This window comes from Rhodococcus sp. (in: high G+C Gram-positive bacteria), from assembly GCF_049591685.1.
Lineage (GTDB): Bacteria > Actinomycetota > Actinomycetes > Mycobacteriales > Mycobacteriaceae > Rhodococcoides.
Genome location: NZ_JBAWFH010000329.1, coordinates 1 through 19935 on the forward strand (window position 1 = coordinate 1; position 19935 = coordinate 19935).

Consider the following 19935-nt stretch of genomic DNA (forward strand, 5'->3'; position numbering starts at 1 on the left):
TCTGGCGGGGTCGGTGGCGCGCCACCGACGCCCTTTGACGATGATGTACCGCCCGTCATCGGTGTACTCGGGTTCCTCGGCCATAAACTCGACGTTACCGATCTCGCCAGGGCGGTATTGACATGCAAGTGGCTACTTGCCTATTGTTTGCGGCATGCCGGAGGATCCGGAGGTTGCGAAATTGTTCAAGGCGCTGTCCGACGCGACTCGTCGAATCATCCTGGACGAGTTGATCGTTCGAGACGAGCAAACGTTGTTCGAACTGTGTACCCGGCTCATCTCGAAACACGGCCTGTCGTCGTCTCGGCAAGCGGTGTCACAACATCTGGACATACTGGAAGGCGTCGGGCTCGTACGCGTCGAACGCAAGGGCCGCTACAAAGTTCACTTCGTCGACACAGCGCCGCTCGAACTGATCGCGCGTCGTTGGCCCACATCGAACAGCACGCGGGAGAGCGCATGAAGATCTACATCACGAGCCTGATGGTCGACGACCAGAACAAGGCGCAGAAGTTCTACACCGAAATTCTCGGCTTCGTGGTCAAGCACGAGATCCCGCTCGGCGAACACAAGTGGCTCACCCTCGTGAGCCCCGGCAACGAGGACGGCCCGGAGCTCGGGCTCGAACCTGCCGAGCATCCTGCAGTGAAGCCCTTCCGAGATGCCCTCATGGCGGACGGAATTCCGTTCACGTCGTTCGCCGTCGACGACGTGCAAGCGGAGTACGACCGGCTTATCGGGCTCGGCGTCGTGTTCGCCCAGAAACCGACCGAAATGGGTCCGGTCACCGTCGCCACGTTCGACGACACCTGCGGGAACCTCATTCAGATTTCCAGCTACGACGGGTGAGCAAGACCGATACGCTCGACCAATGGCGACGCTCGAGGACGTTGACCGACTGGCATCGGGGTTCCCCGACGTCACCGTCGGAACCCGGTACGGCAATCGCACGTGGTCGGTCGGGCGCACGGCATTTGCGTGGGAGCGGCCGTTCAGCAAGGCCGACCTGAAGCGGTTCGGAGACGAAGAGCCTCCGACCGGGCCAATTGTGGCGATCGCCGCAGCAGATCTTCACGAGAAGGCCGCGATCCTGTCGGCGCACCGGCATTCGTGCTTCACGATCTCCCATTTCGACAACTACCCCGCGGTCCTCGTTCGAGTCGAGGCCGCGACGCCGAACGAACTTCGGGAACTACTCGAAGACGGATGGTTGGTAGGTGCCCCCGCTGCGGTGGCCCGTGCCTATCTCGCCGGCCGCTGAAGCGTAGAACCCTTCAGAAACTCTCGCCGGTGCGCCAGGCCATCTCCTGCAGCGTCCAGGTGTTGCCGTCCGGATCAGCGAACCCCGCGTACCGAACCCCGCCGCCGACGTCGTCGATCGCCCCGATGTCGACACCGCGTTCGAGCAGATCAACCCGCGAACGTTCGATGTCAGCGACGACGAGATGCAAGCCCTTCGTCGACCCCGGAGGCATCGAGTATGCCGGGAGGCCCGTGCCCATGCTGATGGAACATGCGGACCCGGGGGGAGTCAGCTGCACGACGCGGACGCCGTCGGCTGGCGTCACATCGACGTCGGCATGGAAACCGAGCAAGTCGACGTAGAACGCCTTGGCCCGATCGACGTCGCTCACGGCGAGTGGTACCAGTTCGAGCTTCATGGCGGGGCTTTCGCTCACAGGCTGCTCCTTCGTTTGGACGACCGCGCAACCCTAGTTGTCGAGCACCGCTTTGAGGAAGGTTTGGGTGCGTTCCTGCTGAGGATCGGTGAAGATCTGTTCGGGCGTACCCTCTTCTAGTATTCGACCACTGTCGAAGACCAGAACCCGGTCTGCCACATCGCGCGCGAAGTTCATCTCGTGGGTGACGATGAGCATGGTGATGTCGGTGGTCTCCGCGATGGTGCGCAACACGTCGAGCACATCTGCAACCAATTCAGGATCGAGCGCGGACGTCACTTCGTCGAGAAGCAAAATGTCCGGGTCCATCGCCAACGCTCGTGCAATGGCCACACGTTGTTGTTGCCCACCCGAGAGTTTCGTCGGATGTGCGTTCTCCTTGTCCGAAAGCCCGACCGTCTGCAGCAGTTCTCGGGCCCGAGTTGTTGCGTCGGCCTTGCTCTTCCCGAGCACGTGAACGGGTGCCTCGGTGATGTTCTCGAGCACCGTCATGTTGGGGAAAAGGTTGAACTGTTGGAATACCATCCCGATTCTCGTACGGACCGCCCGAAGATGCTTCTCGGATGCAGGAACGAGCTTGTCGCCCTTGTACTGGTGACTCAGAGGCTCGCCTTCGACCCAGATGACGCCGTCGTCCACCTTCTCGATGGTCATCAACAGGCGCAGAATGGTCGTCTTACCCGAACCGCTCGGCCCGATCAGAGCAACACGTTCACCGCGGTGGACGCGAAAGTCGAGATGGTCGAGGACGACGTGGTCGCCGAATTGCTTGACCACCTTGTCGAACACGATCATCGGCTCGGTGGCGTCAGTAGGCAAGTGACTTCTCCAGTCTTCGGATGAGAATCGACGTCGGGTAGCTGGCAATCAAGAAGATGACACCGGCCATCGTGATCGGCTCGAGGTACTGGAACGTCTTCGCTCCGTACTGTTGCGCCGCGGTGACCATTTCGACGACGGTGATGGCGAACAGGAACGGGGTGTCCTTGAACATCGAGATCGCGTAGTTGCCGAGCGCAGGCACCGTCGTGCGGATGGCCTGGGGGAGAACCACCCCGCGCCATGTCCGTGTCGCCGGAAGCGACAGTGCCCGTGCGGCCTCCCATTGTCCCGGCGGAACCGCATCGATCCCAGCTCGATAGACCTCGGCCATGTACGTCGAGTAATGAACCCCGAGCACGGCCACGCCGATCTGCAACGCAGAGAACTGCGGCAGCAGGTAGTACACGAACAGCAACTGCACCACCAGGGGAGTCAACCTGATGAACTCGGTCACCATCCGTAGCGGGACGGTGACCAACTTCGGACCGGCGTGGCGCAGAACGGCAATGAACAATCCGAGTATCGCGGCAACGAGAAAGCCAACGACCGTGGCGAGCAGGGTGATCTTGAATCCCTCGAGCAGAAACGGGATGGAGTCGAAGGCGCGATCCCAGCTCCAGTCGACACTCATCGCCCCACCCCCACATTTTGGTCGACTCGCTCGGGGCGCAGACTCAACACTTCGCGCAACGATGGCCCTGTTCCGAGCGTGCGTTTGGCTCGCACCTCGACGACGTTCATGAGCAGCGTCAAGACGTAGGCGATGACGAAATACAGGATCAGGCCGATGCCGAACGCGAACAGAGTGTCGCCCGTCCCGCGTCGGAGTTGCTCGATCTGATAAGTGAGGTCTTGCAGCAGAACGAAACTGGCGAGTGCGCTACCTTTCAGCAGCTGTATCAGCAGGTTTGTCAGCGGCGGAATCATCTGAACCCAGGCCTGGGGAAAGACGACACGATGCAGCCGCTGCCACGGCGAAAAATTCAGTGCTATTGCTGCTTCCCACTGTGGCGCGGGAACCGCGGAGATCGAACCTCGAACCACCTCGGCGCCGTACGCGCCGTAATTGAGGCCCAGGGCGAGTATCGCGCAGAACATCGCGTCGAGTTGGTAACCGAACAGCGGCAGAACGTAGAACAGCCAGAACAGCTGTACCAATAGCGATGTGCCACGAAAGAATTCGACGACGACACGCGCCGGGGCCCTGACATAGACGTGGCGATTGCCGGCTGCGAGCCCCAACGCCAGCGCAAGAACGAACGCAAGTGCGGCGCCGCCGAGCGTCAGATAGACGGTAGTGAGAATGCCTTCCTGAATTCGCGGCCACGAATTCAGGAAAGTCTCGATATTGTCGCTCACCTGTATTGTTTCGATCCGCTGATCAGGCGCCGCCCTCGCAGAGTTGCGCCGTGGTCAACGAAGGATCCGGCAGCTCCTCGGCGGTGAAACCGAACTCGCCGACGATCTCGAGGTACTTGCCGGTGTCCGCGGTGATCTTCGCGAGTTCCTCGTTGTACGCGGCCAGGAGTTCGGTGTCGTCGGTGCGGAACACCGTTGCACCGGCACCCACCTGCGGCTTCCCGTCGATCTCGGCCACGAAGGATTCGGTGACCTCGACGGGAGCGTCCGGATTGTTGTTCTTCATCCAGTTCAACGAGATTGCCGTCAGTGCGAACACGTCGGCGCGCCCAGACGTGATTGCGTCCATTCCGTCCTGCGGCGTCGAGACCTGCGTCGATTCGATGCCGAGTGTCTGGGCGTAATCGGACTCGATCGCGCCGGTCATCGTTGCCAGTCTGACGCCGCGGTCTGCGATGGACTGCATGTCGGTCAAACCTGCGGGATTACCGGTCGGAACCATCAGCGCAGTTGTGTAGTTGAACTCGGGGTCACCGAATGCGGCTTGCTCACAGCGCTGCGGGAGAATCGACATCCCGGCACTGACCACGTCGAATCGGTTGGCCTGCAACCCCGGAATCAACGCCCCGAAATCCGCGTTGACGCCCTCGACGGTGTCGATACCCAGATTGCCGAAGATCTCACGGTGCAATGCAACTGTCGCGCCGGTCAATTCGCCGTTCTCCTCGAAGCTGTACGGTGCCTCGCCGGCGAAACCGACGGTGATCGTCCCCTCGTCCTTCAACGACTGCAGGCGATCTTCACCGCCGCCGCTGTCCGTGGAGGTGCAACCGACGAGCATCGCTGCAGCGAGCGACGCACCCGTCAGAGCTGCAACGAATCTCTTGTTCGACGTGTTGGGTAACACGGTGAGTGACATGGGCCAGGCCTTCCGGTCACTGGTCGATCACGCCGCATCGTCCGAATTCCGAAGAATTCGACACAGCCCCGGCCGTCGAGCGCCGCAGCTGATGTGACATGCCTTGTGTCGACACTGTGTACGTTCGTTGGTTCTCTGGGAACCTAACACGGCCGCGTACTGCACCGTCGTCGGTTTTGCATTCTTCGCCGACATGTTCGGCGCAGGCGACTCGTCGAAATCGAACTCCGAGAATCGTTTACAAGGGCGCGCTGAGCGTTGCCTCAGTACACGTCGCGCACGTACCGCTTTTCGGCCGCCAGGGCTTTCACGTACGCCCGTGCGCTGGCGGGGGCCAACCGACCGTGCTTGGCGATGACGCCCTCGAGGGCATCGTCGACGTCCTTGGCCATGCGGGAGGCGTCACCGCACACATAGAAGTACGCACCCTCCTGCAGCCAACGCCACAGCTGCGCGCCGTGCTCGGCCATCCGATCCTGCACGTACACCTTGGTCGACTGATCGCGAGAGAAGGCCAGATCGAGTCGGGTGAGAGACCCGTCGTCGAGCATCGACGTCAACTCGTCGCGGTAGTAGAAGTCGGTGGCAGCGTGCTGTTCGCCGAAGAACAACCAGTTGAGCCCGGTGTGGCCGAGCGCGCGTCGCTCGTGCAGGAAAGCACGGAACGGGGCCACTCCGGTACCGGGACCGACCATGATCATCGGCGCGGTCGACTCCTCCGGCGGCTTGAAGTGTGCCGACTTCCGAACGAAAATCGGCACTTCCTCGCCGTCGGCGTGATCGGCCAGGTACGTCGAACACACACCCCGACGCGGGACGCCGTGCACGTTGTACCGGACGGTCGACACGGTCAGCTGCACCTCGTTGGGGTTTTCCTTCGGGCTCGACGAAATCGAATACAGCCGCGGCTGCAACGGTTTGAGAAGCGTCAACCACTCGTCGACGGAGGCCCGGACAGGGGCGTGGGCGAGCACATCGATGGACTGTCGGCCCCACATCCAATCCGCCAGCGCGTCCTTGTTCTCGGGCATCAGCATCAGTTCCAAATCCGTGTCGCGGGTCCGGGTGTGTACGAAGGACAGCAAATCGGGCGACACCTTCGCGATCTCGAGACGGTCCCGCAACGCCGAACGAAATGGCATCGATCCATACCCCGACAGCTCGACGACGGTCTCGCCATTCAATTTGGTGGCCGTCAGCCATTCGTCGACGAGTGCTTCGCTGTTGCGTGGCCACACCCCCAGAGCGTCGCCGGCCTCGTAACTGAGCGTCTCCTCGGGTAGGTGGAAACCGAACTGCCGCACGTCTTTGGTCGACCCCGGTGCAGACAGCGGTGTGTTGCGGACGAGGGACGTCGCCAACGGCCGTTTCTTGCCGTACGGAACGACAGCCGCAGAATTGGTTGCCGAGGGCGTGGCCGTCGTCAGCGAGGTCGAGCCCGCGCGAGTCCCGAGTTGCTTCAGAACTCTGTCGAGCCACACCGTCGATGCTTCTTCGTGGTCGGGCTCGCAGTCGATCCGGCCGACCAGGCGATGCGCACCGAGATCCGCGAAACGACTGTCGAGGCGGCGACCGTTGCCGCAGAAATCGTCGTAGTTCGAGTCGCCGAATGCCAGCACGGCAAAGCGGACGTCGGTGAGGTCGGGTGCAGCGTCGTCCGACAAGCCGTCGAGGAAGGCTGTGCCGTTGTCCGGAGCATCACCGTCGCCGGTGGTACTGCTGATCATCAACACGGTGCCGAACTCCTGCAATCGGGCCGGGGGGAAGTCGTCCATCACGTGTTCCTGGACGACGAAACCAGACGATCGCAGCGTATCCACGCACTGATGCGCAAACTCCTCGGCCGTGCCCGTCTGCGAAGCCCACAGGACCAGAACCGGGTCGCTGCCCTCGTCGGCCGGTGACGGTTTCTGGTTCTCGGCATGCACTGGAGTAGGCGCCGGCGTTCGGGAGTAGAGGCCGGCGAGCATGCCGCTCAGCCAGGCATGGGTTTCAGGGGAGAGGGGGGTGGTTGACGGCAACGTTGGGATTCCGGGTGCCGTGCGCGCCACCTCGGTACGCGCAGCAGCGAGAAAGCCTGCGATGTAATGCTGTTCGATGGCGGGGAGGGGAAATGTGGGTCCCGCGCAGTTTCCGACCAGTTGCGCAAGCGCGTCGACGGGTTCGGTGGACGCCGGTGCTTCGCTCTGCGCCTGCTCTACCTTGACGAGCGTCACCGCGCAGACCTTGAATTCCGGTTGGCGAGAGTGCTCGTCGACAGCATCGTTGGTGACCGCGTTGATCGCCAGGTACTCGCCGAAAGAATCGTTCCAGTGAAACGGTGCGAAACAATCGCCCGGGCGCACCCGATCGCTGATCACTGTGGGCAACACTGCGCGGCCACGCCTCGACGCCACCTCGACGCGATCACCGGGCGCAAGGCCGAGACGTTCGGCGTCCTGCGGGTGTATCTCCACGAACGGCCCGGGATTGAGTTTGTTCAACTTCGCGACTTTGCCGGTCTTCGTCATCGTGTGCCACTGATGCTGAAGACGCCCCGTGTTCAGCAGGAACGGGTATTCGTCGTCGGGCATCTCGGCCGGGGCCATGGACGGCCGTGCGAAGAATTGGGCGCGCCCGGTCGGCGTAGGGAAGGACAACCGCGGAACACTGCCGTCTTCGAGAACACGCAGCGTTTGGCTGACGCCATCGTTGACGTATCTGATCGGATGACGGTCGCCGTCGTCTGCCGGTGGGCAGGGCCACTGCAGTGGTGTGCTTCGAAGGCGGTCGTACGTGACTCCGCGTAAGTCGTATCCGGTGCTCGGATTGGAGAACAACTTGATCTCTTCGAAGACCTCCTCGGAACTGCTGTAGGAGAACGCTTCTCGGTAACCCATTTCGCACGCCATCTTCGCGATGATCTGCCAGTCGGGAAGTGCGTCGCCGGGGGCGTCGAGCGCGTTGCCGAGCAGGGTCAGGTTCCGCTCGGAATTGACCATCACGCCCTCGGACTCCGCGCCGAGAGCCGCGGGGAGAACGACGTCCGCGTAGCCGTTGGTTTCGGTGTCGACGAACGCGTCCTGTGTGACGACGAGTTGGGCGCGTTCCAGGCCGGCGATCACGGTCTTTCGGTTGGCCACGGAGGCAACAGGATTGGTACAGATGATCCAGCAAGCCTTGATCTCGCCGTTCGCCATCTTCTCGAACATGTCGATCGTGCCGCCACCGACGTCGGTACGAAGGGTGCCCGGGGCGATGTTCCAACGTTGTTCGACGAACTCGCGGTCAGTGTCGGACAGGACCGTGCGCTGCCCCGGAAGGCCCGGGCCCATGTAGCCCATCTCGCGTCCACCCATCGCGTTGGGCTGACCGGTCAGAGAGAACGGCCCGCTGCCGGTGCGGCAGATTGCGCCCGTGGCCAGGTGCAGGTTGATCAGGGCATTGGTGTTCCACGTGCCGTGCGTCGACTGGTTGAGGCCCATCGTCCAGCAGCTCATCCAATTGCCGGCCTCGCCGATCCACCGCGCCGTGGTTCGCAGGTCCGCCTCGGGAATTCCGGTTCGCTCACTCACCTGTGCCGGTGTGTAGTCGGTGAGGAACTCCTCCATGACGTCCCAGCCTTCGGTGAATTCGTCGATGAACTCCCGATCGACGTGGTTGCCCTCGACCAGTAGATGTAGGAGCCCGTTCAGCAGGTCGAGATCCGTGCCGGGGGTAATTTGCAGATGCAGGTGAGCTTTGTCGGCTGTCGCAGTGCGCCGCGGATCGACGACGACGAGCTTGGCGCCTTGTTTGACGCGGTCCATGATGCGCAGAAAAAGGATCGGGTGGCAGTCCGCCATGTTGGCGCCCGTCACCAGGAAGACGTCGGCTCCGTCGAAGTCCTCGTACGAGCCGGGTGGCCCGTCGGAGCCGAGCGACTGCTTGTAACCGGTGCCCGCACTGGCCATGCACAGCCTCGAGTTGGATTCGATCTGGTTGGTGCCGACGAAACCCTTCGCAAGTTTGTTGGAGAGATACTGGGCCTCGATCGACATCTGGCCGGAGACGTACACGGCAAGAGCATCCGGCCCGTGCTCGTCGATGATGGACCGCAGTGCGCGCGCCGTGCGTGCAATCGTCTGCGTCGTATCAGCGGGTTGTGGATCGGCGCCCCGCTCGCTCCGCGTCAGCGCAGTGCTCATTCGGCCGTCCGCGGCCAGCATGTCCGATGTTGTCGCTCCCTTGGTGCACAGGCGCCCGGAGTTCGCTGGGTGGGCAACGTCACCGACGGACTTCTCGACCATGGTGGATCCGTCCGCACGGCGTCCGATCTGCAGCGTGATTCCGCACCCCACGCCGCAGTACCCGCACACCGTCCTGACCGTCTTCGTTGCCACGTTCCCACCATCCTCACCCGAGGATTCGCAGCGATGACGCATCCGTTAGGCCGACGTGACGTTGTCCTCACCGTCGTGAACGGTCCGCAGTGAACTGACGGGTGCCCGACGCCCCGCTGTGTTCGAGTTTCGCGGGCAAATACCGACAATACGGATATTTCGGCTGGTCAGGGCACCGGCTCTGTTGGAATGCGTCGACTACTCGTGCGAAAGTAGTCGCGTGTCTTCCATTCGTCTCTTCGTGCTGGGATCGCTTGCTCAGCGAGGCGAGATGCACGGCCATCAACTCAAGCTCCTGGCCGAGGAAGAACGCGTCCACATGTGGACGGACATCTCGGTCGGGAGCCTCTACGGCGCTCTGAAGCGCTTGCATGCCGAGGGACTGACAGCCGACGTGCGAACTGAGCACGAGGGCAACTTCCCGGCCCGTCAGGTGTACGCGATCACCAGCGACGGTCGCGCCGCCCTCGCGCGGCTACGTGCAAGCGGACTCAGCGAGTTCGTATTGCGGCCGGATCCGTTCGACCTCGCTCTGACGCGGCTCGACCCCGACCGTCTCGACGTGCTGCCGGAGATCATCGACACCCGGTTGGCGCTGCTGAACGAGCTGTTGCGTACGACGGTCGAAACGAACGCCCGAGCGCGGCCCCACCTGACGCTGGCCGAGATCTTCGCCCTCGAACACCGCGAAAAGCGTTTGCGCGCCGAGGTCGAGTGGCATCAGGAGTTGATATCGGCGCTGCCGGACATCGTGTCCGACGAGTCGACACGAATAATCCCACCCCTACCGAACCACAAGAAGGACGATCGACACCCATGACCGAGACAAACTCCCGGGCATCCGCCGGCCCACCGACGGACGGGCCCACGACGGACGTGCCACGGCGTTCATGGCACGCACTCGTCGTGTTGCTGCTCGGCATGTTCATGGCCTTGCTCGACACGACGATCGTCAACGTCGCGCTGCCGACCATCGAGACGAGTCTCGAAGCCTCCGAAGCGACGCTGTCGTGGATCATCTCCGGCTACGCGCTCGCGTTCGGGCTTGCCCTCATTCCTGCAGGGAAGGTCGGCGACCGCATCGGACACAAGTGGGTGTTCTTCGCCGGGCTCGCCCTGTTCACAGTGGCGAGCCTCGCCTGTGGGCTCGCTCAGAACGACCTGCAGCTCGTCGTCGCTCGCGTCGTGCAGGGATTGGCAGGCGGCATCTTCGTGCCTGCCGTCACCGCATTCATCCAGCTGCTGTTCCCCGGGTCCGTCCGAGGCAAGGCCTTCGCCATCATGGGAGCCGTCATCGGCGTGTCCACCGCCCTGGGCCCGATCGTCGGCGGACTCATCATCGAGGTCTTCGGCGACGAGAACGGCTGGCGCGGCGTGTTCTGGGTCAACCTGCCCATCGGGCTCGTCGGGCTCGCCGCCGCCGCCTTCCTGCTGCCCAGCCGATCCGAGGTCGAAACTCGTTCCGCTGCCGGAATCGACTGGGTCGGACTCGTCCTCATCACTGCCGGTCTCGTCGCGCTGCTGGTGCCGCTGATCGAAGGTCAGGACCAGGGCTGGCCGCTGTGGACGTACATCTCGCTCGCCGGCAGCGTCGTCCTGATCGCCGCGTTCGCGGCCTGGGAACTTCGATTTACAAAGCGCGGTCACAATCCGCTCGTACCGCCGAAGCTGTTCGCGCATCCAGCGTTCACCGGTGGCGTCATTCTGGCGCTCGTCTACTTTGCCGCATTCACCAGCATCTTCTTCACGCTGTCGTTGATGTGGCAGTCCGGACTGGGAAATTCGGCGCTCGCCACCGGCGTCGTGACGCTCCCGTTTGCCATCGGAAGCATCATCGCATCGTCGCAGAGCGCCAAACTGACCGAGCGACTGGGCCGCACCGTGCTTCTGCTGGGCACCTCGTTGGTCGCGATCAGCCTCATCTGGCTCTGGGTTTTGCTGTCCACCACCGATGCAGCCGACCTCACCAACTGGAAGTTGCTTGCGCCCTTGCTCATCGGCGGCCTCGGCAATGGAGCATTCATCGCACCGAACGCTCAGTTCATCGTCGCCACCGTCGATCGCCAGGATGCCGGCGCGGCCAGTGGCGTCATCTCGACGATGCAGCGCATCGGCAGCGCAGTCGGAATTGCCGTCATCGGCAGCGTGCTGTTCGCGTCCCTGAACATCACCGGACCGGACACCGTGGCAACGGGATTTACCCACGCCGCTTCGGTGGCGATGTCGGTCAGCGCGGCCTTCGCCGTAGTGGCGTTGCTGCTTGTCTTCGCGCTACCGAAACGGGCCTCGGCATCCGCCGAACACTGACGCTCCGTAGGGCAGCGACAGTGCTTACGACGGGATGCTGCGCTTGTGCGCTTCGACTACGGACGTGGCCAGAGCGGCGATTTTGACGTTCATGTCCTGAGACGTCTTGCGAAGCATCTCGAAGGCTTCGTTGTCGCTGACCTCGTGCGTCGCCATCAGCAGACCGATCGCCTTGCCGATCTCCCTGTTGCTGTCGAGGCCACGACGCAGCGTGCCTACTTCCTCGCCACTGAGGATGGCCGACACCGTCACCGCCGCGAACGCCGTCAGAACGATGGCCCGATCGGCCACCTCGGGGGTGAACACCCCCGGGGTGTCCGTGAACAAGTTGAGCGCACCCACCTTGCGGTGGTCCAGCATCAACCGGAAGCCCATCGCGCCTCGAACGGGGGTGCGCGTCACGACCCCGCGAGCCAGCGCAGGCCAGCCGCTCGGGCTCAAGAAATCGCTCTCGATCTGTGCGACCTCACTGACGATGGCGTCCAGGCACGGCCCCTCGCCCGTCGCGCGTTCGATGTCGTCGACCGTTCGAGCGACCTGGTCGGACGCGGCCACGGTCACGTTCTTGCCGCTGTCCACTAGCATGAGACTGGCGTGATCGCAGTACGGCACGAGCAGCGTAGCGGCCACACACAACGCCGAATAGACCTCCTCGGCGTCGGCGCCCCGGTAGACGATGTCGGCCAGTGCGGCAAAAACCGTTGCGGGATCAGTCGATGCGGTTTCCGTCGCCAACGCGTCGTCTTCCATGAACACTCCGATCGGGTCACAAGCAGAATTGCCGATGCTCGTCGCCCCTGGTCTCGAAGGAAGGCATCGACGGTTCAGGGTACCGACCCAGGGCGACGTAATCGTTATCCGGCGGCGACGCTACAGGTGGGAGCCGCTGCATCCTCGGCGAACGGTGCCCCCGGAGGCTCGACGTACAGCGCGTAGAGCACCACTGCTGAAGTGCCTTCATTGGTGCCCTCGTGAACGTGCTGGGCATCGACCTCCTCGGCGATGACCTGCCCCGCAGGGGTGCTTACCTGGGAACAATCGTGCAGGGTGCGCGTGAGAACACCCGACTCGACATAGGCGTAGACGGGACCGTCGTGGAAGTGCCAGCCCGTCGTCCCGCCCGGCGCAATAGTGATCTTTCGAACAGTGATGTCGGTGCCCGCGATCTCGGCGCTCCCCGGCAACATCGGAAACGACTCGTGTGCCAGCGTCTCGGCAGTCACGCCCTGAGATGGTGTCGCGGCGGCAAGAGCGGGCGACAGTGCCGCGAACGAAACGCAGCAGACAGCGGTAGTGACAACGCGACCGAAACTCGACATGAGTCTTTCCTCTCCTGGAAAAAGGGCCCCGAACGCCACCAGACTAGGTCCGGCAGTCGACGGCCGGGCCGATATCCGCAAATGCAGCTACCGCACGTACGAGGTTGAGGAGCTTCAACGGAGATGATGCGCAGTCCCGCCGGCAGCAACTTTGGTGGGGCGGGCGGGGCTCGAACCCGCGACCAATGGATTATGAGTCCACGGCTCTAACCGACTGAGCTACCGCCCCATCTCGCACCTGGGCGAGCGGTCAGAATGCTACCCAAGCAGCGGTCGGGGACTGTTCGGCGGGGTCAACGCACGGCTGCGATCGTCACCGGGACCCCATTGAGAATCGCGTTCGCGGATACCGCGTCCACCCGGCCCGGATCGGTGACGTCGTTTGCGCTCGGCCCGGTCACCGTCGTTGCCACCGAGAGTTCGACGCCCGGCCGCTGGTGCCCGAAACCGTGCGGCATGCTGACCACTCCGGGCATCATGCGGTCGGTGCCTACGACCTCGATGTTCACCGATCCTGCCGCCGACGTCACGGACACCACGGACCCGTCGGCGATCCCGCGTGCGTTCAGGTCGTCGGGGTGCGCGTGAAGCTGATGCCGGGGCTTGCCCTTGGTCAAACGGGGAGCGTTGTGCATCCAGGAGTTGTTGCTGCGCAGGTGTCGTCGGCCGATCATGAGGAGTTGGCCCTCGGTGGGAACAGCTGTGGTGGTCATCAGATCGTGGAGCGCCGGCAGTTCCGCGACGATGACATCCTGCACGAGCTGAATTCGCTTGTTGCGGGTGCGAAGCTTCTGCGGCAGACCAGGCCGTAGCGGACCGAGATCGGTGCCATGCGGCGACTTCGACAACGATCTCACCGACAGCCCCTGTCGGTGGCTGCGCAGCAACAGGTCGACGGTGCGCTTCGGCGAAAGTCGCAAACGCGCGTCGGTGACAACGGCTTTCGGCGTCAGTCGCGCACGGAGCGCTTTCACCCTCGACCCAGCGATGCGCGCTCGGTAACGAATGGCCAGATCACGAAAGATTTCCCAATCGGCCCGGGCGTCGGGCTTCTTCTTCAGGATGGCGGGCATGAACTTGGCCGTGTTGCGTACGGCGAATGCCTGAAAAATCAGGTCGTAGTGGTCGCGTTCGAGTGACATGGTGGGCGGCAGGATCACGTCGGCGTGACGGGACGTTTCGTTAACGTAGAAGTCGACGGACACCATGAAGTCGAGATTGCCGAAAGCGCGGTCGAGGTCGGGTCCACCCGGCATCGACAGCACAGGGTTACCCGACAGGACGACCATGGCGCGAACCTGCCCCTCGCCCGGCGTCATCATCTCGTCGACCAACGTGGAGCAGGGAAATTCTCCCGCAAACTCGGGCAGATCACGCACGCGCGAACGCCACTTGTCGAAGTGTCCGCGCCCGACGATGTTCTTGTCGACGAGGTCGATGGCCGGATCGGTCAGCAGTGCCCCACCCACCCGGTCGAGGTTCCCGGTCAGAATATTCAGAACCTGAATGGCCCATTGACACACGCTGCCGAACTGCTGCGTCGACACGCCCATCCGTCCGTAGGCCACCGCGGCGTCGGCGCCGGCGAAGCGCGTTGCCAGAGAGGTGATGTCCTCCACCGAGATCCCGACAACCGGTGCGACGGCAGCGGGAGTGAATTCGGCGACCAGAGCAGCGATCTCGGATTCTCCGTCCACGTAGTCCGCGGTTCGAGTGGCGCCCGCTGTGATGACGGCATTGATCAACGCGAGCAACAGCAACGCGTCAGTTCCGGGCCTGACGAAGTGGTGTTCGTCGGCTACATCTGCCGTTTCGGTCCGGCGAGGATCGACCACGACCATGCGCCCGCCCCGGGCCTGCAGATCGCGGACCCGTCGAGCGAAGTCGGGCACTGTCATCATCGACCCGTTCGAGGCCATCGGATTGCCACCGAGTACCAGGAAGAAATCGGTGTTGTCGATGTCGGGAATGGGAAGAGCCAGCTGGTGGCCGTACAGCAGGTGGTTGGTCAACTGGTGGGGGAGTTGATCGAGCGATGTGGCGGAGTATCGATTTCTCGTCCTCAACATCGACGTGAACGGCACTCCGTGCGTCATCGCGCCAAGGCTGTGCACGTTGGGGTTGCCCTGATAGATGCCGACCGCATTGGCACCGTACTGCTTCCGAGTCTCCACCAGTGCGTCCACGACAAGGTCGTACGCCTCGTCCCAGTCGATGGGTACCCATCTCTCGCCCATCCGTCGCACGGGCGAGGTCAGTCGATCGGGGTCCTGGTGCAGATCGATCAATGACAGTGCCTTCGGGCAGATGTGTCCTCGCGAGAGCGGATCCATCTTGTCTCCGCGGATCGACGTCACGGTGTTGCTCTCGACGGTGAACTCGAGGCCGCACATGGCCTCGCACAGATTGCACGAACCGTACTGGACCGTCATTCGAACTCCCCTCGATGAGAGCCGAGCGTAGCGCGGTGCGCACGCGATGCCGTCGAACCCGCGAAATAGCGCGTTCTCAGGCGGATCGGGTTCCGGTTACGGACGCACGGTCTTCGCTACATGTCAGCATTTCCGACCGTCGCCGGAAGGAATTACTAGAACGTGTTCCAATTTCGGCGTTCTGTGACTATCGTCGGTTGCACTGCGAGCGGCTCGAACGGCGAGCCGAACGGCGTGCGAAAGGCGAGTCGCGATGAAGACGAAGGGCGCTGTGCTGTGGGGTCTCGACCAACCGTGGTCGGTCGAGGAGATCGAGGTCGGCGACCCAGTTGCCGGTGAGGTCCAAATCCGCCTCGAAGCGGCGGGAATGTGCCATTCGGACCACCACATCGTCACCGGGGCGACGCCGATGCCTTCATACCCGGTCATGGGCGGACACGAGGGGTCCGGAATCGTCACCAAGGTCGGTCCCGAAGTCAAGACGTTGAAGGAGGGCGACCACGTCGTCCTGTCCTTCATTCCTTCCTGCGGGCACTGTCCCGCATGCGCGAACGGACATCAGAATCTCTGCGATCTCGGTATGGGTCTGCTGAGCGGAATGGCCATCAGTGACGGCACTTTCAGGATTCAGGCCAGAGGGCAGAACGTCATTCCGATGTGCCTGCTCGGGACGTTCTCCCCGTACATGACGGTGCACGAGACCTCGGCGATCAAGATCGACGACGACATCCCGTTCGACGTCGCCTCGCTCGTCGGTTGCGGTGTGCCGACCGGATGGGGATCGGCCACCAACGTCGCGAAGGTCACGCCGGGTGAAACCGTTGCGATCATCGGTGTCGGGGGAGTGGGCATCAGTGCACTCCAAGGCGCAGTGCAGTCGGGTGCCAGCAAGGTGATCGCCATCGATCCTGTTGCCTTCAAGCGAGATCAGGCACTCGAGTTCGGCGCAACCCACGTTTTCTCCAGTGCGGCAGAGGCATTGATGCCGATCATGGAGCTCACCGAGGGCAGGATGGCCGAGAAGACCATCATCACCGTCGGCGAGATCAGGGGCGACGACATCGAGGCGGCGTTGCTCCTCACTGCCAAAGCCGGCCGCTGTGTCGTCACCGGAATGGGCCGCATGGAGAACATGGATGTCAAGCTGAACCTGTTCCTGTTCACGATGCTTCAGAAAGATTTGCAGGGCGCAATCTTCGGCGGCGGCAATCCACGGCACGACATCCCATTGCTGCTGTCGCTGTACAAGAGCGGACAACTCAACCTCGACGACATGATCACCAACACCTACACCCTCGACGACATCAACAGCGGCTATCAGGACATGCTCGACGGCAAGAACATCCGCGGCGTCATCAAGTACACCGACTCGGACCGGTGATCACGGTCGGCGCGGCCAGGGAGACGCGAGCCGAGGGGTCGAACTAGGGTTGTTCGCGTGCACAGTTTGGATTTGATAGCGGGTTGGCCGGTCGACAACGCCTCGGCGACGGTGGTGTCGCGCGCCGCAGTGGTCGATCGGTACGGCGATCTGGATCGGGTGTACGAACTCGCCTCGGTCACGAAACTAGTCGTCGCGTACGCGGCTCTGATCGCTGTCGAGGAAGAAGCAATCGCTCTCGATCAGCCCGCAGGCCCCGAAGGCTCGACGGTGCGCCACCTGTTGGCTCATACGTCCGGTCTCGCGTTCGGAGAACAGAAAGCTCAGGCCGAACCGGGAACCCGGCGGATCTATTCGAGTGCCGGTTTCGAAGTTCTCGCCGATCTCATCGCGGACGAGTCCGGCATCCCGTTCCCGACCTACCTCGACGAAGCGGTCTTCGCGCCCCTGGGTATGTCGAGTTCGGTACTCACCGGTTCGGCCGGCCACGGCGCCCGGTCGACCGCGAACGACCTGACGACGTTCGCCGCGGAACTGCTGAGGCCCACTCTGCTCTCGGCCGAGACTGCGAAGTCCGCCGTCACCGTTCAGTACGAGGGCCTGTCCGGCATTCTGCCCGGATACGGTTCGCAGAAGCCCAACGACTGGGGACTCGGGTTCGAGCTACGTGACGGGAAATCCCCCCACTGGACCGGACAGCGAAATTCTCCTCGGACGTTCGGCCACTTCGGCCAGTCGGGCACGTTCCTCTGGGTCGACCCCGAAGCGGACCTCGCCGCTGTTGTTCTCACCGACCTGGCGTTCGGCGAGTGGGCAAAGCCGCTGTGGACCGAACTGTCCGACGAAATAGTCGACAACAACTCGAAATGAACGCAGCGAAACACAACTGCACTGGCGCAACAGGGGTAACTCGGGGCACACTAGTACACGTACGCGCGTTCGGGCAGCACTGACACAGCTCGCAGACGAGGTCGTTGGGGAAGACGTCCCTCGTCGAAGCTGGAGGTGTTTTCGAATGCGCGCATCGAACCAATTCGCGGATGCGACGTCGGGTGTGGTCTACATCCACTCGTCGCCTGCCGCGTTGTGCCCGCACGTGGAATGGGCGTTGTCCGACGCCCTGAACTGCCGCGCCAACCTGAAGTGGTCGGCGCAGCCGTCGTCCGACGGGCAGCTTCGCGCTACCAGTAACTGGGTAGGGCCTGTCGGCACCGCATCCACACTCGCCGGCATCTTGCGCGCCTGGCAGATGCTGCGCTTCGAGGTGACGGAAGACGCCAGTGACGGCGTCGACGGTGAGCGATTCGCCCACGTTCCAGGCCTCGGGCTGTGGCGTGGCTGCACCAGCGCCAACGGCGACGTGGTGCTGGGCGAGATGCGTCTGAAGGCCATGATCGCGGGTAATTCGGGGAACTTGGCAGCGGAGATCGAACACGCGCTAGGCAGCAGGTGGGACGAGGCGCTCGAGCCGTACCGCACGGGCGGAGCCGGGGCCGAGGTCACCTGGCTGAGTCGCAACGCGGGCTGAGCTGCCACGATGGCTGCTCGGGTATCGTGAGCGGCGTTGACAAACGGGTGAAAACGTACGTGGGGAATGGGTGGTCTCATGCTGTCGACAGGTAAAGTCGTGCGCTTCGACGAATTCAAGGGCTACGGGTTCGTGGCCCCCGACGAGGGCGGCGAAGACGTCTTCATCCACGTCAACGACTTGGAGTTCGACAAGCGGCTGCTCGCCCCGGGCGTACGGGTCGAATACTTCGCCGAACACGGCGACCGTGGACTGAAGGCCGGTCAGGTACGCATCAAAGACTCACCCAAGCCCGTGACGAGGGCTGCCGTTCCTGCCGTCGTACCCGACGCGGAAACAACCGACTACGACGATGTCGCGGGCGAGGGCGTCTCGCTCCAGGACTTCACCGTCGAACTCACCGAGGGTTTGCTGCGCGCGAACCGCTCGTTGACCGCTGAACAGCTTCTCGACGTGCGTCAGGTCGTCATCCGCATTGCGCAATCGCATCATTGGGTCGACAGCTGACCTGATCGATACAACTGTGCCCCGGCGAGACTTCACCGGGGCACAGTTGTAGGAAACCGACTCGCTACATCACAGCGGGATGTTCTTGTGGTCGCCGCGCAACGCGGGCGCACCGGCCAAGGCCGTCGCGATGATCGAACGGGTCTTGGCCGGCTCGATGACTTCGTCGACGACCCCGATGGCTACCGCGCGATCGACGCCGCCCGCGATGGTCTCGTGCTCGACCGTGAGACGGTCGTGCAGGGCCCCTCGCTCCTCGTCCGACGCCGCGGCGAGCGCCTTTTTGTGGAGGATGCCAACGGCGGCTTTCGCGCCCATGACGGCGACCTCCGAACCTGGCCACGCGTAGACAGCAGTCGCACCCAGTGCGCGCGCGTTCATGGCGATGTAGGCACCGCCGTAGATCTTGCGGGTCACGAGCGTGACGCGGGGAACCTTGGCTTCGGCGAACGCGTGCAGCAGCTTCGCGCCGCGGCGAACCACGCCCTCCCACTCCATGCTGACGCCCGGGAGATAACCGGGAACGTCGACCACGACGACGAGTGGAATGCCGAACGCGTCGCACAGTCGCACGAAACGGGCTGCCTTCTCTGCGCTTTCCGAATTGAGGCAACCGCCGAGCCGGATGGGATTGTTGGCGATGACACCGACTGTTCGACCGCTGAGACGACCGAGACCGACGACGATGCTGCGGGCCCACCCACCCTGAAACTCCTCGAAGGTGGACTCACCCTCGACGTTGTCGAGCAGCTCGTCGATGATGGGGTGTACGTCGTAGGCGCGACGGTTCGACTCGGGCAACAGAGCGCGTAGGTCGGTGTCGCCATGCTCGGCGGCCACGAGGTCGAAGGTGCCCTGCTCACTGAACATCGACACGAGCCTGCGGGCGCGGGTGAGCGCGTCCAGCTCGTCGTCGGCGACGATGTGGCAAACGCCCGACTTCTTGTGGTGAGTGTCGGGTCCGCCGAGAGATTCCATGTCGACCTGCTCGCCGGTGACACTGCGGACGACGTCCGGGCCGGTGACGAAGACGCGTCCCTCGGGAGCCATGATGACGACGTCGGTCAGCGCCGGACCGTACGCCGCGCCGCCCGCTGCAAAACCGAGTACGACGGAGATCTGCGGGACGAGTCCGGAAGCGCGGACCATCGCTTCGAACACGAGACCGACGGCGTGCAGTGCCTCGACCCCTTCGGCGAGGCGCGCACCGCCCGAATGCCAGATGCCGACGATCGGTACCCGGCGGTCGATGGCGGTGTCGATGGCGCCGACGATGTGCTTGCACCCGTCGACACCCATTGCGCCACCCATGACTGTGGCG

The 19935-nt window shown here is 63.2% G+C and carries 19 protein-coding genes and 1 tRNA gene; 9 read left to right on the forward strand and 11 right to left on the reverse strand.

Translation table 11 applies throughout. The annotated features are described in order from the left end of the window. The first annotated feature begins 154 nt into the window (after window positions 1-154). From WBQ44_RS13685 to WBQ44_RS13695, 3 genes are read left to right on the forward strand one after another with little or no spacing between them, the layout of a single operon-like run. Window positions 155-463 carry an ArsR/SmtB family transcription factor gene (locus WBQ44_RS13685; protein WP_495567224.1) on the forward strand — a complete coding sequence of 103 codons (309 nt, stop codon included), beginning with the start codon at window positions 155-157 and terminating at the stop codon, window positions 461-463. Then, a complete protein-coding gene (locus WBQ44_RS13690) occupies window positions 460-849 on the forward strand; it encodes a VOC family protein (RefSeq protein WP_495567225.1) in 390 nt (129 codons plus the stop codon). Before WBQ44_RS13685 ends, WBQ44_RS13690 begins: the two co-directional genes overlap by 4 nt. Before the next feature lie 22 nt (window positions 850-871). Next, complete coding sequence (locus tag WBQ44_RS13695; RefSeq protein WP_495567226.1) at window positions 872-1261, forward strand: MmcQ/YjbR family DNA-binding protein; 390 nt, start codon at window positions 872-874, stop codon at window positions 1259-1261. A 13-nt stretch (window positions 1262-1274) separates the two neighbouring features. Here WBQ44_RS13695 and WBQ44_RS13700 read toward each other — a convergent pair whose 3' ends face one another. From WBQ44_RS13700 to WBQ44_RS13725, 6 genes are all read right to left on the reverse strand, one after another. Next, window positions 1275-1661, reverse strand: coding sequence for a VOC family protein (locus tag WBQ44_RS13700; RefSeq protein WP_495567241.1), 387 nt, complete (start codon window positions 1659-1661; stop codon window positions 1275-1277). A 51-nt stretch (window positions 1662-1712) separates the two neighbouring features. Then, entirely contained in the window at window positions 1713-2474 is a 762-nt protein-coding gene (ehuA, locus tag WBQ44_RS13705; protein WP_495567242.1) for an ectoine/hydroxyectoine ABC transporter ATP-binding protein EhuA, read from the reverse strand. Window positions 2475-2487: 13 nt separating this feature from the next. After that, window positions 2488-3132 carry an ectoine/hydroxyectoine ABC transporter permease subunit EhuD gene (gene ehuD, locus WBQ44_RS13710; RefSeq protein WP_495567227.1) on the reverse strand — a complete coding sequence of 215 codons (645 nt, stop codon included), beginning with the start codon at window positions 3130-3132 and terminating at the stop codon, window positions 2488-2490. Further along, window positions 3129-3860: an ectoine/hydroxyectoine ABC transporter permease subunit EhuC gene (ehuC, locus tag WBQ44_RS13715; RefSeq protein ID WP_495567228.1), complete on the reverse strand. Its 732-nt coding sequence runs from the start codon at window positions 3858-3860 to the stop codon at window positions 3129-3131. Before ehuC ends, ehuD begins: the two co-directional genes overlap by 4 nt. Before the next feature lie 22 nt (window positions 3861-3882). Continuing rightward, complete coding sequence (ehuB, locus tag WBQ44_RS13720; RefSeq protein WP_495567229.1) at window positions 3883-4779, reverse strand: ectoine/hydroxyectoine ABC transporter substrate-binding protein EhuB; 897 nt, start codon at window positions 4777-4779, stop codon at window positions 3883-3885. A 263-nt stretch (window positions 4780-5042) separates the two neighbouring features. Then, window positions 5043-9182: a bifunctional nitrate reductase/sulfite reductase flavoprotein subunit alpha gene (locus WBQ44_RS13725; protein ID WP_495567230.1), complete on the reverse strand. Its 4140-nt coding sequence runs from the start codon at window positions 9180-9182 to the stop codon at window positions 5043-5045. Window positions 9183-9360: 178 nt separating this feature from the next. On the opposite strand from WBQ44_RS13725, the gene WBQ44_RS13730 reads away from it, so the two are divergent. Continuing rightward, window positions 9361-9960, forward strand: coding sequence for a PadR family transcriptional regulator (locus tag WBQ44_RS13730; protein WP_495567231.1), 600 nt, complete (start codon window positions 9361-9363; stop codon window positions 9958-9960). Continuing rightward, complete coding sequence (locus tag WBQ44_RS13735) at window positions 9957-11447, forward strand: MFS transporter (protein WP_495567232.1); 1491 nt, start codon at window positions 9957-9959, stop codon at window positions 11445-11447. Before WBQ44_RS13730 ends, WBQ44_RS13735 begins: the two co-directional genes overlap by 4 nt. 24 nt (window positions 11448-11471) lie before the next feature. Here WBQ44_RS13735 and WBQ44_RS13740 read toward each other — a convergent pair whose 3' ends face one another. The 4 genes from WBQ44_RS13740 to WBQ44_RS13755 form a co-directional block, all read right to left on the reverse strand. After that, window positions 11472-12197 carry an ANTAR domain-containing protein gene (locus WBQ44_RS13740; protein ID WP_495567233.1) on the reverse strand — a complete coding sequence of 242 codons (726 nt, stop codon included), beginning with the start codon at window positions 12195-12197 and terminating at the stop codon, window positions 11472-11474. A 104-nt stretch (window positions 12198-12301) separates the two neighbouring features. Next, complete coding sequence (locus tag WBQ44_RS13745) at window positions 12302-12670, reverse strand: cupin domain-containing protein (RefSeq protein WP_495567234.1); 369 nt, start codon at window positions 12668-12670, stop codon at window positions 12302-12304. Between the two features lie 248 nt (window positions 12671-12918). Beyond that, window positions 12919-12995 (reverse strand) — tRNA-Ile (locus tag WBQ44_RS13750). A 64-nt stretch (window positions 12996-13059) separates the two neighbouring features. After that, window positions 13060-15198, reverse strand: a complete 2139-nt coding sequence (locus tag WBQ44_RS13755; RefSeq protein WP_495567235.1) for a molybdopterin-dependent oxidoreductase — start codon at window positions 15196-15198, stop codon at window positions 13060-13062. Window positions 15199-15451: 253 nt separating this feature from the next. Here WBQ44_RS13755 and WBQ44_RS13760 point away from each other — a divergent pair, with 253 nt between their 5' ends. From WBQ44_RS13760 to WBQ44_RS13775, 4 genes are all read left to right on the forward strand, one after another. Next, window positions 15452-16579 (forward strand): NDMA-dependent alcohol dehydrogenase, encoded by a 1128-nt coding sequence (locus tag WBQ44_RS13760; protein ID WP_495567236.1) that lies wholly within the window; start codon window positions 15452-15454, stop codon window positions 16577-16579. A gap of 57 nt (window positions 16580-16636) precedes the next feature. Then, entirely contained in the window at window positions 16637-17449 is an 813-nt protein-coding gene (locus WBQ44_RS13765) for a serine hydrolase domain-containing protein (RefSeq protein WP_495567237.1), read from the forward strand. A gap of 145 nt (window positions 17450-17594) precedes the next feature. Next, entirely contained in the window at window positions 17595-18107 is a 513-nt protein-coding gene (locus tag WBQ44_RS13770) for a DUF3145 domain-containing protein (RefSeq protein ID WP_495567238.1), read from the forward strand. A 78-nt stretch (window positions 18108-18185) separates the two neighbouring features. Then, entirely contained in the window at window positions 18186-18614 is a 429-nt protein-coding gene (locus WBQ44_RS13775; protein WP_495567239.1) for a cold shock domain-containing protein, read from the forward strand. 69 nt (window positions 18615-18683) lie between these two features. On the opposite strand, the gene WBQ44_RS13780 is transcribed toward WBQ44_RS13775, so the two are convergent. Next, window positions 18684-19935 (reverse strand): acyl-CoA carboxylase subunit beta (locus tag WBQ44_RS13780; protein ID WP_495567240.1); only part of this gene is annotated, 1252 nt, incomplete at its 5' end.